Annotated in this window: 17 protein-coding genes; 5 read left to right on the top strand and 12 right to left on the bottom strand. The window is 39.8% G+C overall.

Annotated elements, in window-relative coordinates; all coding sequences use genetic code 11:
- Window positions 1–23 precede the first annotated feature (23 nt).
- From truA to MSI_RS07290, 8 genes are all read right to left on the bottom strand, one after another.
- Window positions 24–815, bottom strand: a complete 792-nt coding sequence (truA, locus tag MSI_RS07325; RefSeq protein WP_009105342.1) for a tRNA pseudouridine(38-40) synthase TruA — start codon at window positions 813–815, stop codon at window positions 24–26.
- A 2-nt stretch (window positions 816–817) separates the two neighbouring features.
- Window positions 818–1,687: a DUF2225 domain-containing protein gene (locus MSI_RS07320; protein ID WP_009105339.1), complete on the bottom strand. Its 870-nt coding sequence runs from the start codon at window positions 1,685–1,687 to the stop codon at window positions 818–820.
- On the bottom strand, window positions 1,678–2,091 hold the full coding sequence (acpS, locus tag MSI_RS07315; protein ID WP_009105337.1) for a holo-ACP synthase: 414 nt from the start codon (window positions 2,089–2,091) through the stop codon (window positions 1,678–1,680). Before acpS ends, MSI_RS07320 begins: the two co-directional genes overlap by 10 nt.
- Window positions 2,088–3,122, bottom strand: coding sequence for a YbbR-like domain-containing protein (locus tag MSI_RS07310; protein ID WP_009105336.1), 1,035 nt, complete (start codon window positions 3,120–3,122; stop codon window positions 2,088–2,090). The genes acpS and MSI_RS07310 overlap by 4 nt, the downstream gene beginning before the upstream one ends.
- The gene (gene cdaA, locus MSI_RS07305; RefSeq protein WP_009105334.1) at window positions 3,100–3,915 is read right to left on the bottom strand and encodes a diadenylate cyclase CdaA; all 816 of its coding nucleotides are present in this window, start codon (window positions 3,913–3,915) and stop codon (window positions 3,100–3,102) included. Before cdaA ends, MSI_RS07310 begins: the two co-directional genes overlap by 23 nt.
- A gap of 7 nt (window positions 3,916–3,922) precedes the next feature.
- Window positions 3,923–5,821: a 1-deoxy-D-xylulose-5-phosphate synthase gene (gene dxs / locus MSI_RS07300; RefSeq protein WP_009105332.1), complete on the bottom strand. Its 1,899-nt coding sequence runs from the start codon at window positions 5,819–5,821 to the stop codon at window positions 3,923–3,925.
- A gap of 218 nt (window positions 5,822–6,039) precedes the next feature.
- On the bottom strand, window positions 6,040–7,011 hold the full coding sequence (gene miaA / locus MSI_RS07295) for a tRNA (adenosine(37)-N6)-dimethylallyltransferase MiaA (RefSeq protein ID WP_009105329.1): 972 nt from the start codon (window positions 7,009–7,011) through the stop codon (window positions 6,040–6,042).
- 5 nt (window positions 7,012–7,016) lie between these two features.
- Entirely contained in the window at window positions 7,017–7,214 is a 198-nt protein-coding gene (locus tag MSI_RS07290) for a DNA-directed RNA polymerase subunit omega (protein ID WP_009105325.1), read from the bottom strand.
- Between the two features lie 65 nt (window positions 7,215–7,279).
- Between MSI_RS07290 and recO the strand changes: the two genes are divergently transcribed.
- From recO to MSI_RS07270, 4 genes are read left to right on the top strand one after another with little or no spacing between them, the layout of a single operon-like run.
- Window positions 7,280–8,059, top strand: coding sequence for a DNA repair protein RecO (gene recO / locus MSI_RS07285; protein WP_192807746.1), 780 nt, complete (start codon window positions 7,280–7,282; stop codon window positions 8,057–8,059).
- Window positions 8,060–8,062: 3 nt separating this feature from the next.
- On the top strand, window positions 8,063–10,210 hold the full coding sequence (gene recJ / locus MSI_RS07280; protein ID WP_009105321.1) for a single-stranded-DNA-specific exonuclease RecJ: 2,148 nt from the start codon (window positions 8,063–8,065) through the stop codon (window positions 10,208–10,210).
- 36 nt (window positions 10,211–10,246) lie between these two features.
- On the top strand, window positions 10,247–11,227 hold the full coding sequence (locus MSI_RS07275; protein ID WP_009105318.1) for a M23 family metallopeptidase: 981 nt from the start codon (window positions 10,247–10,249) through the stop codon (window positions 11,225–11,227).
- A 27-nt stretch (window positions 11,228–11,254) separates the two neighbouring features.
- Window positions 11,255–11,878 (top strand): hypothetical protein, encoded by a 624-nt coding sequence (locus MSI_RS07270; RefSeq protein ID WP_009105316.1) that lies wholly within the window; start codon window positions 11,255–11,257, stop codon window positions 11,876–11,878.
- On the opposite strand, the gene ligA is transcribed toward MSI_RS07270, so the two are convergent.
- The 4 genes from ligA to MSI_RS07250 all read right to left on the bottom strand — a co-directional run bounded on the left by ligA (window position 11,875) and on the right by MSI_RS07250 (window position 16,449).
- The gene (ligA, locus tag MSI_RS07265) at window positions 11,875–13,776 is read right to left on the bottom strand and encodes an NAD-dependent DNA ligase LigA (RefSeq protein ID WP_039924533.1); all 1,902 of its coding nucleotides are present in this window, start codon (window positions 13,774–13,776) and stop codon (window positions 11,875–11,877) included. The genes MSI_RS07270 and ligA overlap by 4 nt on opposite strands.
- Window positions 13,777–13,829: 53 nt before the next feature.
- Window positions 13,830–14,453, bottom strand: a complete 624-nt coding sequence (trmB, locus tag MSI_RS07260) for a tRNA (guanosine(46)-N7)-methyltransferase TrmB (protein WP_237706492.1) — start codon at window positions 14,451–14,453, stop codon at window positions 13,830–13,832.
- A 165-nt stretch (window positions 14,454–14,618) separates the two neighbouring features.
- Window positions 14,619–15,284 carry a hypothetical protein gene (locus MSI_RS07255; protein WP_009105309.1) on the bottom strand — a complete coding sequence of 222 codons (666 nt, stop codon included), beginning with the start codon at window positions 15,282–15,284 and terminating at the stop codon, window positions 14,619–14,621.
- Between the two features lies 1 nt (window position 15,285).
- Window positions 15,286–16,449, bottom strand: coding sequence for a hypothetical protein (locus MSI_RS07250; RefSeq protein ID WP_009105306.1), 1,164 nt, complete (start codon window positions 16,447–16,449; stop codon window positions 15,286–15,288).
- A gap of 91 nt (window positions 16,450–16,540) precedes the next feature.
- Here MSI_RS07250 and MSI_RS07245 point away from each other — a divergent pair.
- Window positions 16,541–17,370 (top strand): hypothetical protein (locus tag MSI_RS07245; RefSeq protein ID WP_039924531.1); only part of this gene is annotated, 830 nt, incomplete at its 3' end.

Here is a 17,370-nt window from a genome sequence, read left to right as displayed (position 1 = left end):
GTCCCATCTGTGGCTATTAACTCTTATACATGCCGCCTAATCCCGTCAAACTTTATCTCATACAAAAAGAGTCCGGTCGGGGGCGCAGTTACCCCGGCAGAAACACGGTTCTTTGCGGCAAGAATTTTTTCCATGCTGTCCAAAGGCTTTTTATCGCGGTCAAGATTTACCAGGGTTCCTGTAAGTGTCCTTACCATCTTCCACAAAAAGGCGTTTGCTTCAATTTCAAAAACTAAAAGTTCCCCGCCCCACATATCTTTTTGCATAAAAAATCTGGCACCGTCAATATAACGGCTGGTAGAAACTGAATCGTCCCCGCTGGAAGCAAAGCTGGCACAGTCAATTTCGCCTTTAAGGCACTGGCAAAAATGATTAAGACGCTCTAAATCTGGCTGATAATTTTTTACATGCCAGACATAGCGGCTAAGGTTTGCAGGAACAGCCTCTGCAGTAGAAATAAAATAATGGTAAACCCGGCTGGTAGCAGAAAAGCGGGCATTAAAATCTTCAGGCTTTTCACAGGCTTCCAGAATACGTACATCCTGGGGTAAAAAGGCATTCAAAGCCCGCACATAATTTCCTGCAGGAATTGATTCTATTGGAGAAAAAAAGTTTGCGGCCTGGGCATAAGCATGAACCCCGCTGTCTGTTCGACCGGAACCGTAGAGAATTGTCGGTGCCTTATGGATTTTTTCAAGGGCTTTTTCAATTTCCCCCTGAACAGTGCGTTCAGCTTCAGTACCGTGCTTGTCCTGTCTCTGCCAGCCGCAGAAATCAGTGCCGTCGTAGGAGATTTTTAATAAAATATTACGCATGGCTAGAACTCATCATCAGCAACGAGCTTTGAGATTTTATCATAGAGGTCACGGGCGTGCTCAAGTAAAGGGCCCGGTTTACTTTTAGAAGATTTTCCAAGACCGAAGATACGGGCAATTGCAGTTTTTGACTCGGAAAGTTTTTTCATACGCAGCTGCATATCATCCTGCTGGCCGTATTTATATTCCAGAAGACCACAAAGATAAACAACTCCGTCCCAGCCGTAGTTTTTATCGATATCAGGTCCCATATTTCCTAAAGAAGAAGAGGCTTCTGTTTTATCTGTCTCGCAATACAAAGACTGCTGATAAAAATAAAGGGCCTTACTGTAAAAGACTTTTGAAACGATATCAAAGTTATGATCCGAACAGAGTAAATCCATATCATGAGTAAGCCAGGCAAGACGAAGGGAAAGAATTCCTTTTTTGAGAGTCGGAGTCATATAAACTCCAAGATCATCATAAGTCAAAAGTGCCAGATAATACATTGCGGCGCCGTCATAAAGAGTCCGCTCATGCTTGAGACTGAAATATGGAAAGATTGTTTCTGCCTTTTCCTTACGTTCTCTTGATTTAGAAAAAAGTAAATCTGTATCTTCTTTCTGAAACTTTTCCTTAAAATCACCCCAGAACATGGCTGTATAACAGTTAGGACAGGCTCCGATTTCATAAATCATAGGAAAAACGCGGCCATATTTTGCAGAAGGTTCAAAATTTCTGTGAAGTTCGTCTGTAAGTTTTCCGGCAATCATTCGTCCGTTACCGCTGCGCATGATTTCGCGGGAAAATGCCTTCTTACATACAGGACAGATAATCTTATCTTTAGAAAAATACGAAAGAGAAAGTTTCTTTGCTTCTTTAATTACAGCCATATTCCTTCATTTTCCTCTGCATCAGTTTTTATATCGGTCTCGATTATAACAAATGCAAGTGCATATTCTTTTTCATGACTCAAAGATACATGAATATTATACCCCAAGCCGGCTTTTTCTTCCAAAAGTTTTTTTGCAGTCCCCTGCACATTCAAAACAGGCTTTCCACCCGGCTCATTTGTAATAAAAACATCCTTCAGATCAAAGGCAATGCCTGTTCCAAGGGCTTTAGAAAAAGCTTCCTTTGCGGCAAAGCGTACCGCATAGTGCTGGCAGCGGGCGCTTATATTTCCGCCTTCCATAATTTCGGCAGAATTAAAAAAACGCATGAACATATCCGGATTTTTTACCCATTTTTCGAAACGGCAGACTTCTGCAATATCAGTTCCGATTCCAAAAATCATACAGCACCACCGGAAAAATCAACTCCCTTTACAGCCTCGTTTGCATTTGGAGAATCCTTTGAAGCATCTGTTTTTGATTCGCTGTTTTCAGGAATAAAATCAACCTGAACCGTAACAACATCATAGGATTTTTCCATAATCAGAAAAACCTTTGGAAAATTAAAGGTAAGAGGAATATCATAAATTCCAGGTTCAGTAATTTTGCTTAAATCGGCAGTAATTGCATTAATTGCAGGAGAATATTTTTCAAGATTAAGCATGGAACCTTTCAGTTTTACGCTTACAGAAGGAATTTCCTTTACAAGGGTCAGTTTTTTATTCAGGTGAACAGGAAGAACTGCAACATCATCATATACTTTTTCAAGTTCACTCGGTTTTACACTTACCGTAACCTTGTAAGGTCCCTTGTCTACAACATCCAGCAGCTTATTAACAACCATATATTCAGCTTCAGTAGAAAAGTCGCGGGTTGCATTGGAAACGAGAACCTTTGTAGTTTCAATTTCTTCAAGTTTATTTACAATTGATTCAGAGCCGATTACCTCGGCATAAGAAGGAACAACCTCAACATTGGAAACTTCATAACCATGAGCTACTTCACCCACAAGAGTCGGCTTGATTTTTACAAAGCGGGCCTTTTTAATTTCAATTCGGGTTGAAACAAATTCAGGAAAAACCCTGATTTCCATAGGATCAAACTCGCGCATACGGTCAGAAATTCTAATCTGAACCGGAATATCATAATTGCCAACTTCTGTAATATCATTTAAATCAAGACTGGCAGAAAGATCTGCAAGAGTTATTGTATTAATTGCAGCAGAATTTGCCCTTACAACTACAGAAACTGAACTTGGAACCTGAGATACGTGGGAAACCATTCCGTTTTCTGTAACCCGGAGAGGAACAACAAAAGATTTTTTTTCTACAAGCGAAATCTGATGAAAAACATAAAGAAAAATCGCCAGTAAAAAACAGATGATTTTTGCAGGCCATTTATCAAGGACTTTTTCAATCAATTGTCGTATGCTCATCTATGGTGTCCTCCAGATTTTTTTCTTCAGGTGTGATGTCCAAAAGATTTTCAAGAATTTTTCGGATTTCGCTGGTCGAAAGGTCATAATTTAATTTTGAATCGTAAGCAAGACTCAGTGCGCCTGTTTCTTCAGAAACTACCAGAACAACTGCATCAGAAACTTCAGAAAGTCCAAGAGCTGCACGATGGCGGGTACCAAAGGTCTTTTTGATTGTGTAGTTTTCACTGGTAGGCAAAAAACAGCCGGCCGCAAGAAGTTTTCCCGACTGAATAAAGCAGGCGCCGTCATGCAAAGAAGTATCCTTTCCAAAAATTGTCAGTAAAAGGCTTGAAGAAAGGTCTGCATTCAGTTTTGTTCCTGTCTGCATTATATTATCAAGCTTTGTATGGCGGACAAAAACAGCAAGCATACCGCGTTTCTGCTTTGAAAGCATTTCAGCCGCAATTAAAACAGCTTCGATATAGGTGTGCTTTGAACGGTTACCAAAAGAAAACCAGCTGGACTGTCCCATTTTCAAAAAGAGCTTTCGGATTTCAGGCTGGAAGATTACCGCAAAAGCGATGATAAGAACCGGGGCAAGGGTATTTAAAAGCCAGAGAATTGTTTTTAAATCAAGAAGAATTGCAAGGCCAAATGAAACTGCAACAATTACCGCAGCCTTAAGAATCTGAATGGAATTGGTCTTTGCAATAAAATCGTAAACCTTAAAGAGTAAAAAAGTCAGAAGTCCTATATCAAGAATAGGACGGATAAAATCGTAGATATGTAAAAGCCTGTCAATTCCAACCATAGATATATTATAACAAGGAATTTACTGCATTTTCAATGTCTTTTACGCTTAAGCCTGCCATTTCAAGAACGTCTGAGCGGGAACCGTGGCTGTAATATTTATCTTCAAAGGCAAGGATGCGGGTTTTATTATATTTATTTTCACTAAGCAGGCCTGCAAGATGCTCGCTGATTCCGCCGGTTTTTACTCCGTCTTCTACAAAAACAACTCCGCTATATGCTTTTGCCATTTCTGCAAAGGCTTCTTCATCAAAAGGTTTGATAAATCTAAGGATTAAAATATCTGCATAACCACCGCTTAAAATAATAGAACGAACGGCTTTCTGGACTTCTGAATACATTCCGCCGGTGGTTACAATAAGCACCTTCTTTTTACGCGACAAGAGTTCCTTTTCCGTGATATTTTCAACTACAAACTCTGTGCATGGAACAAAAATTCCCTTACCAGCCTGGACAGGAGATGAAAATTCTTCAATTTCTGTAGGACAGGAAAGCTTTGGATAGCGGATAACAAAGGCACCTTTATTATTAAGGGCATAGTCAAAGCAGAGACGAAGATCGTTTTCGCTGCAAGGAGAAAGAATCTGAAGGTTTGGAACAGGACGGAAAAGGGCAATATCAAAGCAGCCCTGGTGAGTTACACCGTCATTTGGAACTGCACCTGCCCTGTCCAGCATAAAAATTACGTGAAGGTTCTGCAAGGAAACATCGTGAATAAGCTGATCAACGGCGCGCTGAATAAAGGTAGAATAAATGCAGACAACCGGAATCATTCCGCCGGCTGCAAGTCCGCCAGCAAAGGTAACTGCATGCTCTTCTGCAATTCCCACATCAAAAAATCTATCCGGAAAACGGTGAGAAAAGGCTGTAAGGCCGGTTCCCTTTGCCATTGCGGCAGTAATTGCGGCAATCTTTTTATTATTTTCAGCCGCCTCTACAATCATATTTCCAAAGGCTTCTGTAAAGCTTGTAGTATCAAATTTTTCTACTGTTCCATCGCTGGTCTGGAAAGGTCCGATTCCATGAAAAACATCAGGCTTATTTTCTGCAGGACTGTAGCCCTTTCCTTTTTTTGTAATTACGTGAACCACAACCGGCTGATGCAGTCTTGATACCCGGCGGAAAACCTTTTCGAGTTCTTTTTCGTTGTGACCGTCAATAGGACCTGTATATTCAAAGCCCAGTTCCACAAAAAGATTATTCGTATAAAAAAGAGCCTTTACAGCCCGCTTAAAACGGAAAATCATTTTTCGTAAAAGGCGGTTAATAAAAGGAATGTGATTTACAATTTTATCAATATTATTTCTGAAACTCTGATAACGGAAAGAAGAAGTCATGCGGCTGAGGTAGCGGGACAAGGCTCCTGTATTGTGGTCAATTGACATCTGATTGTCATTCAGTACAACAATCAAATCATTGCAAAGCTGACCTGCATGGCTGAGCCCTTCAAAAGCCATTCCTCCGGTAAGGGCGCCGTCACCAATAACAGCAATTACCTTCCCTTCCTGACCGGAAATTCTTCTGGCGGTCAAAAGGCCCAGGGCGGATGAAATTGAAGTTGAAGAATGTCCGTTTATAAAAAAATCGTGTTCGCTTTCTTCTGTGTTGGTAAAGCCCGAAAGTCCGCCTCTTGTGCGGATTGTGCTGAACTGATTGTAACGCCCAGTAAGAAGCTTATGTGTATAACACTGATGACTTACATCCCAGATAATTGCATCGCGGGGACTGTTAAATACCCTGTGAAGGGCGATTGTAAGTTCTACAACACCAAGATTACTGGCAAGATGACCGCCGTTTTTTCCGACAACATCAATGATTGTCTTACGGCACTCTTTTGCCAGCTGAGTAAGCTCTTTTTGAGAGAAATCTTTTATGTCTGCAGGTGATTTTATATCTGGAAGCAGCATCCTGTATTAATTCCGAAAAAAAAGACCGCCTAGTATAAAACTAATGCGGTCCATCTGACACAAGTCTCGACTAAGCTGTTCTAATTATGAACTCTTATGTCGATTACGTCTAAGCATCTTCTTTCGCTTATGTGTCGCCATCTTCTGGCGCTTTCTTTTCTTTCCACAAGGCATGAGGTGGCACTCCTACTTTATAAAGTGTTCTTATTATTACAGAATCACGCTTTTAGGTCAATAGAAAAACCAGCCATACGGGCAAAATTCCCTATTAAACCTGCAATATTCTGTAAATCCTTATCAGTATTATTATAGCTGATTACGATACTTTCTGGAATATCCCGAATGTAGGTATATTGTTTTTTTGCATATTTACAGGAGTCATGCTTGATTGTCTGGCAGATTTTTTCCTTATTCCAGCCTTCTTCAAAAAACTCTGAATAGCCGATTGCCTTCATGCCGGGACTTTCTTTTGTGTAGCCCTTTTTTATAAGGCCCTGAACTTCAGCTTCAAGCCCCGCCAGAAACATCATATCTACCCGCTGACGGATACGCTCATAAAGGACTTCGCGGGGAGGCTCTAAAACAAGGAATAAAAACTTATATTGCTCCCGAAGCTTATTTTCCAGTTTGCAGTCAGAAAGTTTTTTTCCTGTAGTGTAAAAAACTTCCAGGGCCCGGCAGATTCTGTAGGCATCATTAACATGAATCTTAGCGGCAGTCTGGGGATCTACTATTTTTAATTCCGCATATAGGGCTTCGTTTCCTTCTTTTTCAATCCGCTCTTTCAGTTGGTTTCTGATTCTTTCATCTGATTTAGGGGTCTTTGGAAGGCCGAATAAAAAGTTCCGTATGTAAAAGCCTGTTCCTCCGCAGACAACAGGAAGCTTTCCCCGCGAATAAATATCGCGGCAGACAGCATCAGCCTTTTCGACAAAATCTGCAACCGAAAATTGAACGTCTGGGGTAACTAAATCAATAAGATGATGGGGAATTTCGCGGCAGAAGTCAGGCTCAGGCTTGGCAGTTCCAATATCCATTCCCTTGTAGACCGCCTGAGAATCTGCACTTATGATTTCTGCATTTAAAATAAAATGACTGCCCCTTCCGCAGAACAATTCGCGGGTCAAGGCAGTCTTTCCAGAAGCTGTAGGTGCAAAAATCACCACTACAGGAATCGGGTTTTCAGACATTAAAATTAATCCTTGTGCTCAATACGATATGTTACTCTTTTGTTAAAGAGCTGTTTAGCAGCAGCACAAACATCTTTATCCTGGTTAGCTTCAATTTCAGGGTCGTTTACACGAGCCATCTGATAAGCACGTCGGCTAGCAGCAACTGTAATTTCATAAATATTGTCTTTGAACTCAACTAACTTTTCCAATGGAAATACCATTACCTACCCCCAAAATGAATTATTATTATAGTGATTTTATTCGTAAAAATCAATATTATTCTTATATGAACCGTTCCTATTCAGATTCAGCAACAGTAATTTCTCTCAAGCCTCTGGGTGAAAACAATCAGTCGGTTACCCTGCTCACAAAATCAAAAGGAATAGTTTATGCAACCCTTTACGGAGGCCCTAAAAGCCGCCTGCGTTCCCTTGTAAGCCAGTGGCATAGCGGAACCATCTTTCTCTACGATAATCCTGAAAAAAATCAGATTAAGATAAGTGACTTTGACGTAAAAAACTACCATGTATCTTTTGGTCAGAATCTTTTTAAAAACTACGCCGCAAGCCTTGCCTGTGAACTTGCCATTAAAACCCGCTGCGCCGGAAGCCCTGAAAACTGCTGGCACCTGATTAACGGCTTTTTAGACGGCCTTGAACTTGCAAACGAAGAACAGGGAAAGGTCGGCTTAATCAGATTTTTATGGCGCTTTCTTGCCCTTTTAGGACTTCAGCCCGAAGTTCACTGCTGTGCCCACTGCGGAAAATCTTTTTTGGAGCCCCTACTACCCCCTGACAGTAAAACCTATTATAATATTATGGAAAACAGTTTTATCTGTTCAGACTGTTTTTCACAAGACAATGCCGGTCATAACTTTGTTTTTTCACTTGAGCTTTCTGCCTTACGGTATTTAACAGGTATTACGGTTTTAGAGCCGGCAGAAGCAAGAAAACTGAAAATTGACAGGCAGGAATACAATCAGCTTAAGGAGCTTGTATTTTTCCTTATAGAAAATGCAGCGGGAACTAAGCTTAATACAATTGAAATTGGTGTGGGAATTTTATAAATCATGACTGAATGGACAAAAAAAAGTGTTACAAAGCAGCAGATTGAGCCGCTCTGCAATAATTATAAAATAGATCAGATTCTGGCTTCGATTTTTGTAAGGCGGGGAATCACTTCCGGAGAGGATATTCTTTACTTTCTTGAAAAGGATTTACGCTTCCAGCACGAGCCCTTTCTGCTTCCCAATATGGAAGATGCCGTTGAACGCATTTTACAGGCGGAAGAAGAAGGCGAAAAAGTTCTGATTTTCGGAGACAGTGATGCCGACGGTGTTACAAGTACTGCCATTCTTTATGATTACCTTAAAAGCCGAAATATTGACGTAAGCTGGCGGGTTCCCCTTGATGAAGAAGCCTATGGTCTTTCTATTGAAGCGGTAGATAATTTTTACAATCAGAATGGAAGTCTTATCATAACCGTTGACTGCGGTATTTCCTGCTTTGAAGAAGTCCGCCACGCAAACCAGCTTGGAATTGATGTGATTATCACAGACCATCATAACCCTCAGGAAGAAGTGCCTGAAGCAAGCGTAATTGTAAATCCAAAGCTAAATGAATCTGAATATCCATTTAAAGACATTTCCGGAGCGGCAGTTGCCTATAAACTGGTAAGTGCCCTGCGTTTTGCCCATACAGATTTTTATAATTCCGAAATTACCATCATAGAAATCAATCAGGATGAAAAGAAAGAGGCGCTTTTAATTGACTGCCTTAAAATCAAAAATCTTGTGAAGCACAAGGAGCTTCACGAAAAACTGCTTCTGGGAAAAACTTCCATCTATAATACAAGGCTGATTTCCTTTTTACAGGGACAGCTTTTATACGCCTGGGATTCTCAGGCTGTAAAAAATCAGCTTGCAGCCATGTTTGGAAGCGGCATTGATTTTATGATTAATGACCTGCGTTCAGAGATTTCAAAGGTAATTCCTCAGATAAAAAATAAATCTTCCCAGGAGCTTACAAAGCTTTCTTCAATTGCAAAATACCTTCAGACTCAGGGCGGAGCTTTGGACAGTATCTACAATCTTTATGTTACTTACTGCAAAAAAATCATTTCTCAAAAGCATGCTGAATTCCTTCAGGGGGAAACAAGAGACCTTCAGCTGGTTGGACTTGCTGCCCTTGCCGACATCATGCCGATGAAAAATGAAAACCGTATTTTTGTAAATAACTGCCTTGCTTCAATCAAGAAAAATAAAACCCGTGAAGGTCTTTCGGAGCTTTTTTCTAAATCCCGCATTATTGCAGATGTGGCAACTTCAATCGACCTTTCCTGGAATATTATTCCTGCTATTAACGCTGCCGGCCGTCTTGGAAAACCTGACGTTGCAATCAATCTTCTTTTGAGCCAGAATCCAAAAGAAAGGGAAATGCTGGCAGATAAAATTCTGCAGCTGAATGAAGAGAGAAAAACTCTTGTTCAGAACGCAAGCTACAAGGTTTCGGATGAGGCTAAAAAAAGCATTACCGAGCACAATAATAACTTCTGCGTTGTTGTAAGCGAGGAAATTCAGAGCGGTCTGACAGGACTTTTTGCGGCAAAACTGATGAGTGATTTTGGAGTACCTTCCTTTGCCATCACCTTTAATAAGGATATCTGCATTGGCTCTGTAAGAAGTAAAAGAGGCTTTATTGCTACAGACTTCCTTGATAAAATGGGAGGCTTTTTCCTGAATCACGGCGGCCACAATTATGCGGCAGGCTTCAGTTTTGAAAAAGAAAAGCTTCCTCAGTTTTTGACTTATCTTAAAGACGCTTCAAAAAGTATTGTACTTACAAATGACCAGCCGGAATATGAAATTGATGCAGAAATTCCTTCGGGCTACCTTACTCCTGATATTTTTAAACTGGTTGATATTTTTGAACCTTACGGAAACGAAAACGCAGAGCTTCTCTTTATGACAAAAAATGCAAAGCTCTGTGATGCAATGCTTGTAGGAAAAAAGGAACCTCTTCACCTTAAGTTGACTTTTGACTTTGGAAAATACAAATTCCCTGCAATGTTCTGGGGGCAGGGAGATAGAATAAAAAAAGATATCACTATAGGCCAGTCTTATGATATACTTTATTCACTAAACAGAAATTATTTTAATGGAACAGTAACAAATCAGATGGTTATAAAAGAGCTGCAGCTTTCAAATAATGGAAACTGAGCTTTTTAATTTTGATTTCGGGGGCAGATAAAAAAAATGAAATTAAAAATTGGAAAAATAATTGCAGCATTTCTGGTACTTCTTTCAGCTTTTCCACTTTTTTCAGAAAGCGCAAGTTTTCAGTCTGAAAATTATACAATCAACGTAAAATATAATAATGAAGTAAGTCCTGGCCACGCAGTTTTTGTAAGGATGAATGTGATTCCTGCAAAAAACGTAAAAAAGCAGGCAAACGGACTCAAGGCAGAGCTTCAGCTTTTAAATCTTGGAAAAAAACTTGAAACTTCACCTTTTTACCAGATTAATCCAAAGAAAAACAGAAATTCCTGGGAAATGCTTAGCGGAGTTCCGGTTACAATCTGGAATGACACGGAGCAGCCTTATCAGGTAAAGGTAGTTTTCAGTCTTAACGGAGAAAAGCCTCAGGAATTTATCTTGCCGACAGTATTCAAGCCTTATACTTTTGAAAAAGAAGATATTCCGCTTAATCAGGCAAATACAGACATCAGAACTGATACAAGCGCTGAAAGAATGGCTCAGATTGAAAAACTGAATAATATATTCTTTTCAACCTCTTATCAGGCTGTTTATCAGACAAAGCCCTTTACGTCTCCTACAGATTCTACCCGCTACACAGCCCGCTGCGGAGACAGACGAACCTTCATTTATGCAAACGGAAAAAAATCTACAACCCTTCACTTTGGAAATGATTACGGAATTCCTACCGGCAGTGATGTAAAGTCTTGCGCAGAAGGAAAGGTTGTGCTTGCAGAAAACAGAATTACAACTGGCTGGAGTATTGTAATTGAACATCTTCCTGGTCTTTACAGCGTTTACTATCACCTTAGCGAACTTGGCGTAAACGAAGGTGATATGGTAAAGCAGGGGCAGCTTATTGGAAAGTCAGGAGCGACAGGACTTGCTACAGGACCGCATCTTCACTGGGAAATGCGTCTGAACGGCAGTGCAATTCTTCCTGAATTCTTCTTGAGAGACTTTACTTTTGAAACAGAATAAAAGGATTTAATTCTAAGGATTTGCTTTTTGGTTATTGATAAGGCTTATGTAAAAGCAAAAATCGCGTTTTTAATTCCCGTAATAATTGTTTTTTACATTATTTACTGGGGCTTTACCCTTTCAAAGGTTTACATCGCGGCAAAATCAATTCCAGACTCAACAGAAAAAGAACTTTTAAGAATAAATATCTTTGGTAATAGCCAGCAGGAAGGTGAAAATACCGTGAGCGCAAGCTTTTCCCTTATTGATTCAAGCGGAAATGAAATTGCGGTTATTGAGCGTTCCTGGGTGGGAAATTATCTTACCATTGATTTTTACAGAGTTTCGATTAACAAAAAGATTTTTTATTTTCCTTCGGAAATCTGTTCAAAAGACCAGATATATGAAGGAAGCAGACTTAAGCATAAAAAAGGAACAGAACTTTCCCGCTATTATGATGAAAACGGCCAGTGCATGCTCTTAGGCTTTGCCTCTACAAAAAAGCAGAGGCACAAGCTCTATGATATTTCTTCCTTTGCAAACGGACATTTTAAGGTTCCCCGCTTTTTCTCTGTAAAAAAAATCGGGATAGACCTTTCTTTCTGCAGAACCGGACTATATTATTCAATTCGGGCAGAAAAAGACGGAAACCTGAAGCTGGCCCCTCTTTAAGCTTCCAGCAGTTCCATAAAGGCTTTTTCATCAATAACAGGAATTCCAAGTTTTGCAGCCTTTACGTTTTTACTTGAACCACTGCCTGTGTCATTAGTAACAAGGTAGCTCAAATCTTTTGTTACGGAAGATTTTATTGATCCGCCGTTATCCTTTACAAGCTTTTCTGCATCTGCGCGCTTCATGGAAAGCTCGCCTGTAAAACAGAAGGATTTGCCTGCAAGTTTTCCGCCGCCTGCTTCTTCAATCGTAATAATACCGCTGTTAACAAGAGCAAGCATTTCTTCGCGGTTTTCTGCAAGACCTTCTGTAATTATTCTGGCAGTAATTTCTGCAAAGCCGTAAACAGAGGCAATCTGGTCTGTGCTGGCATTGAGCATTTTTTCAAGAGATTCAAAACCGCTTGAGGCAAGCTTTTCTGCTAAGGTTTCGCCAAAGCCTTCAATATCAAAACCGGCAAGAAAAACCGGCAGCTTCATTCTGCGGTGATTCTGAATTGAAGCATAAACCTTCTGGGCTCCCAGTGATTTTTTTTCTGCTTCAATGCTTTCTTCATTCAAAAAGTATGGAACCAGCTGGTCTGCAGTAAGCTTATAGATATCTGTAATTGAAGTTACAAGTCCGTCATTAAAAAGCGAGGTTATAAGGGTTTCGCCAAGGTCACGGATATCAACAACATTCTGCCACTTTAAAAGCTGATGAAGAACGCGTTTTTTACATTCCTTATTAGGACAGAAAAGTCTGCTGCCTTCATCTAAAAGCTTTGTTCCGCATACTTCACAGGTGCAAGGGAATACAACATCTCTTTCTTCTGCCGGATTTTGGGAAGGCAGAACCGACATGATTTTTGGAATGATTTCCCCTCGCTTTACAACTACAACATGGCTTCCGATTCGCACTCCAAGCTGTCGCATTGTATCAGGGTTTGCAAGACTTGCCCTCTGAACCTTAGTTCCGTTTAATTCAACTTCATCAAAAATTGCAACAGGGGTATAAGTTCCGCCGTTTTTACTCCATTCAACCTCTCTTAAAACAGAAACAGCTTCTTCCAGGCTGAACTTAAAGGCAATCTGGCGGTCCGGACGGTTACGGAAGGCATCATCAAGATTAATTGCCCTTTCCTTTACAACAAGGCCGTCTATATCATATGGAATGGAAGCCTTACGTTCTTCCATTATTCTTTCGCGGTATTTTATGACGTCTTCAGGAGTTTTACAGATCTCAAGGCGGACAGTCTGGAAGCCACATTTCTTAAGAAAGGCGATTTTCTCCTGTTCATCATTAAAATAAGTTTTTCCCCTAGTTTCGAGCGCATCATACACAATAAGATTAAGAAACTCACTTCCTTCACCATCCTTACGCTTCATAAGGCCGTTCGCAGCATTACGGCAGTTAGCCTTATCAGAAAAATGATTTTTGTGAACCTCGTGGGTCATAATTACTTCGCCACGGATTCCACCTGTAAAACTTATTTTTTCATCGTCAATTATAAGCTGGGACTTTACTCCGCCCATTTTGCGCGCGTTGGCCGTAATGTCATCCCCGATAACGCCATCTCCGCGCGTAACAGCCCTTACAAGCTTACCTTCCTCATACTGCAACTCCAGTGAAGCCCCGTCAAGTTTGTATTCAACAAGGTATTCGTCATATACGTGCTTTTTAGCCCAGTCAAGAAACTGCTGTGGGTCTGCAGCCTTTTCCTGGCTGCCCATAGGCATTACGTGGCGGATTTTTGCAAAGTTTCCGCTGTCTGCCCCAACCTTCTGCAAAATAGTATTTGCCGGGTCAAGAGCCTTTAATTCGTCCCAAAGCTTATCGAATTCACTGTCTTCAATTTCGGCCTCACCGTTATAATATGAGGCCTGATATTTTTTAATGAGTTTTTCCAGTTCTTTTATGCGGGCATTTTTTTTGAAAGCTCGTCAAGTTCCGAATCGTCAAATAAGTTCATTTATATTTTCTCAAAGAAAAGTTCAGTAATAGGTCTGTCGGCAGCAATTCCCTTACGCTCAAATTTTGTCTGCTTACGCCATTTTTGAGGAAGAGCAAAGCCTTCATACTTATTTTTCAAGGATTTAGTTTCATTTAATTCTTCAAGGGCAAATTCAGCATATTCAAGCCAGTCGGTTACAAAATAAAGGTAGCCGCCCTTAGAAAGCTTCTGTGCAAAAAGATTTGTTCGTGGTCTCTGAACCATTCTGCGCTTGTGGTGGCGCTTCTTTGGCCATGGATCCGGGAAGAAAATATGAAAACCGTTAACAGTATTATCTCCAATCATTTCGCGGAGAACTTCTACTGCATCATATTCAATAATAAAAAGATTTTTTAAATCACGTTTCTGGATTTCGTTTAAGAGCTTTCCAACCCCAGGTCTGTGAACTTCAATTCCAAGATAGTTGATGTCAGGATTTGCTTCTGCCAGGTCTGCGGTTGCATCTCCCATTCCAAAACCAATTTCAATAATTACAGGATTTGTGTTTCCAAAAATGTCTACAAAGTTCAGCTGTTTTTTTTCAAAGGGAATACACCAGCGTGGAGAAAGTTCGCTATAAGCCTTCTCCTGGGCTGCAGTCATACGTCCAATTCGAAGGACATAGGTCTTAATTTCACGCTTAAGGCCTTCAAGGGCGCTTTCATTTTCTTCCTCTGTACCACAGGACAGGGGAACCGGCTCACTGCTTTCTGAAGCAGTATTTTCTTCAAAAGAATCAAAATTATTATTCATATACCACCTATAAATTTAATCGTTTTCGTCAGGAACTACAAGTTGTTTTGGCAAAATACATATTACAGTATTGTCCTTTGTCTGCCAGATTACATTAAAATAATTTGCCTTAGAATAAACATTCCATATTTTTCGTGAAGAAGAAAGGTTATCCTTAAGCTCTCCGTAATACAAAAGAATATGATTTTCATCATAAATTGCAATTTTTTTTACGGCGCCAAGACTCAGCATTTTTTCTTCAACTTCAGCAGCCTTTAATTTATAAAAGCTGGAATCGTAGGAAAAATCAAATATTTCTTCTGCCTCTTTTTCGTCGGCATTCTGGATTAAAATTCTGTAGGAATCAAGGGGAAATGGCTGATTTTTCTGCATCAAAAAATTTGTATAGCCGGTCCAGAATTTATCCCCGGATTTTATGCGAACTAAAGAAGGTGCAGACCAGATAAAACCGTCTTTTTTTGTAGAAAGCTGCAAAAGTCCGCTTCGTCTGCTGTCTGAATCAGACTCAACAAAGGCACAGAGCCTTGCAGAAGGAAGAGTTTCTTCATCCTGATATTCAAAAACCACCGTCATTTCAGACTGATTAATATCTGCTGAATTCTGGGCACAAGAGAAAAATATAAAAAGAAAAACTGAAAAGAGTGAGAAAAATTTACTGAAGTTTCGTATGTGATAGTCCATGCTAGAAGTTGAAGTTCAAATTGATGACGGTAAGCTCACTTGCAGAGAACTGATTTACCAGAGATTCGAACTTTACGTTTACCTTTTTGCAGGCATCATCAAGATAAGAAAGATAGTAGAGGCCCAGATCTGTTCCTTCCTGCCCTTCCGGCAAATCGCGGTAGAAGTCTATAAGGGTTCTTTTTTCTGTATTTGATGATTTTGCAGTTTCAATGTTTTCCTTTACTTCCTGGAACTCATCGTCCTTGTTGTAAAGAGTAATGGAAAGTCTTCCCTGCTTACCTATAGAAGTAGAACCGCCGCCAAGCTTCCAGCTGAGGAATACAAGTTCATGCTTTCTCTGAAGCTCCTGAACGATTTTTGCGCGGATTTCAGGGTCGTAAATAAGGGCATCAATATCCTTGATTCCGTGATACATATTTTTTGCTTCTTTACGGATATTGGTATTTTCGTTATTAAGGGCAAGCTCCATCACCATTACCGAAATATATTCAGCAACCTTTGATTTTTCCATGTACTGACTCAAAATGTTACGGATTGCAATATACATTTCGTTTGCGCCTTCATTTTTTGCAAACAAAGTGATGATATACCAGTTCATAAGACCAAGACGGTTCATAAACTTTTCGCTCATCAAAAGATAAATGTTCTTTTCTTCTGATGAAAATTCTGCATTACCCATTACAGCCTTCCATACCGGCTCAAGAATCTGGCGGCGGGTTGTCTGAATGATATTTTCTTTATTTGAAAGGATTGCGCGCAGCTGGCGTTCACTCATTTCTGTTCTTTCATCAATCAAATGAGTAGGATTTGCGCGGTTATGTTTTCTTACACAGTCACACTGAATTAGGGCAGAATAAACTTCGCGGTCAAACTGCTTGTAAAGGATTGAAAAAACAATGACCTTTGAAAGATCCATTACTTCCTGGCGGGAAGAAACAAATTCAGACATGGAAATTTCGATTTTAGAAATGTAATCAACTAAAATCATGCTCTGAATTGACTGAGGAGAAAATTTGTTTAATGAAATACCGTATTCTTCAATATTATCTGCAAGTTTAAAACGAAGGAGCTTTTTATTATGACTAATAAAATTTGAAGCGCCGTCTTCAGTCAGGATAACTTTCAGAGGTAATTCAAGAATAAATTTTTTGTCAGACGCCATAATCCACCCAAAAAGTAACTTTTTATTTCCTATTAAAATTATAACCTATTGGACTTGCATTGTAAACACAAAATTCTTAAACTGAATTTACATGAAATTCAAAAAAAAGGCCTTTTTTCTTACAGTTCTGCTATCTCACCTCTTTTTCACAAGCCTGCCAGCACAAGAGCCGCAAAAAAGACCGGAAGGAAGTAATTTATGCCTTACTCTTTTCGAATTTCTTTCAGCAAATAATTTTAAGCCACAGGCTCAGCCGCTTTTAAGCTATAACCAGAACGACTTTCCCTACAATATTTATATAGAAAATATCGGCACAAAGCTTCAATCTGAAGAGTCAAAAAATGTGCTTTTCGTTTTTGAAATGCAGGGAGCCTTCCTCAAAAAGGAAACGATAAGAGAGTTTATCACTTTTCTTAAAAATACAAAACTCCCCTATAATCCAACCATTCTGTTTGCCTATGGAGAAGCTCCTGTCTTCACAAAGCAGGGAATGATTTATGGAAGCGATGTTTTTCTTGAAAACTACTATTTTGAAGATGATTTTACGGCAGTATTTTTTAACCTTGCCGCTGAAAAAACAAAAATAACTGCTTCAAGCAATCAGATTATTGCACCTGGAAACCTTATAAAAAACTGTCTGAATGCCTTTTTAAAAAATAAACTTCCCCTTACGAATTCCCTGATTTTTTTAAGCCAGCTTTATACCCTTTCCTTCCAGAAAGACAGAAACCTTGACCTTTTTTTTGAACGCGATATTCCCGCCATCAAGCTTGATTTTAAAACCGGAATTGATGAAAAAACTCTCTCTTCAACACTAAAAGATATTGCAGGCAGCATAGACAGCTTTAACTGGGACCAGCACTTTATTCTTTACAATTTCTGGGGAAGTTTTCATATTCTTACAGAAAAAAACATTCTTTC

Origin of the sequence: Treponema sp. JC4 (genome assembly GCF_000260795.1) — a bacterium.
GTDB lineage: Bacteria > Spirochaetota > Spirochaetia > Treponematales > Treponemataceae > Treponema_D.
The sequence above is the reverse complement of the archived record's forward strand: the minus strand, read 5'-3'. Positions and strand labels throughout refer to the sequence as shown.

Coding starts and splice junctions, on each gene's coding strand:
- recJ (WP_009105321.1), top strand. CDS start 8,063: ATGACTGAATGGACAAAAAAAAGTGTTACAAAGCAGCAGATTGAGCCG.
- MSI_RS07250 (WP_009105306.1), bottom strand. CDS start 16,449: ATGGCGTCTGACAAAAAATTTATTCTTGAATTACCTCTGAAAGTTATC.
- MSI_RS07255 (WP_009105309.1), bottom strand. CDS start 15,284: ATGGACTATCACATACGAAACTTCAGTAAATTTTTCTCACTCTTTTCA.
- MSI_RS07310 (WP_009105336.1), bottom strand. CDS start 3,122: ATGAGCATACGACAATTGATTGAAAAAGTCCTTGATAAATGGCCTGCA.
- cdaA (WP_009105334.1), bottom strand. CDS start 3,915: ATGGTTGGAATTGACAGGCTTTTACATATCTACGATTTTATCCGTCCT.
- MSI_RS07320 (WP_009105339.1), bottom strand. CDS start 1,687: ATGGCTGTAATTAAAGAAGCAAAGAAACTTTCTCTTTCGTATTTTTCT.
- recO (WP_192807746.1), top strand. CDS start 7,280: ATGAACCGTTCCTATTCAGATTCAGCAACAGTAATTTCTCTCAAGCCT.
- dxs (WP_009105332.1), bottom strand. CDS start 5,821: ATGCTGCTTCCAGATATAAAATCACCTGCAGACATAAAAGATTTCTCT.
- MSI_RS07290 (WP_009105325.1), bottom strand. CDS start 7,214: ATGGTATTTCCATTGGAAAAGTTAGTTGAGTTCAAAGACAATATTTAT.
- MSI_RS07275 (WP_009105318.1), top strand. CDS start 10,247: ATGAAATTAAAAATTGGAAAAATAATTGCAGCATTTCTGGTACTTCTT.
- trmB (WP_237706492.1), bottom strand. CDS start 14,453: ATGACTGCAGCCCAGGAGAAGGCTTATAGCGAACTTTCTCCACGCTGG.
- acpS (WP_009105337.1), bottom strand. CDS start 2,091: ATGATTTTTGGAATCGGAACTGATATTGCAGAAGTCTGCCGTTTCGAA.
- miaA (WP_009105329.1), bottom strand. CDS start 7,011: ATGTCTGAAAACCCGATTCCTGTAGTGGTGATTTTTGCACCTACAGCT.
- truA (WP_009105342.1), bottom strand. CDS start 815: ATGCGTAATATTTTATTAAAAATCTCCTACGACGGCACTGATTTCTGC.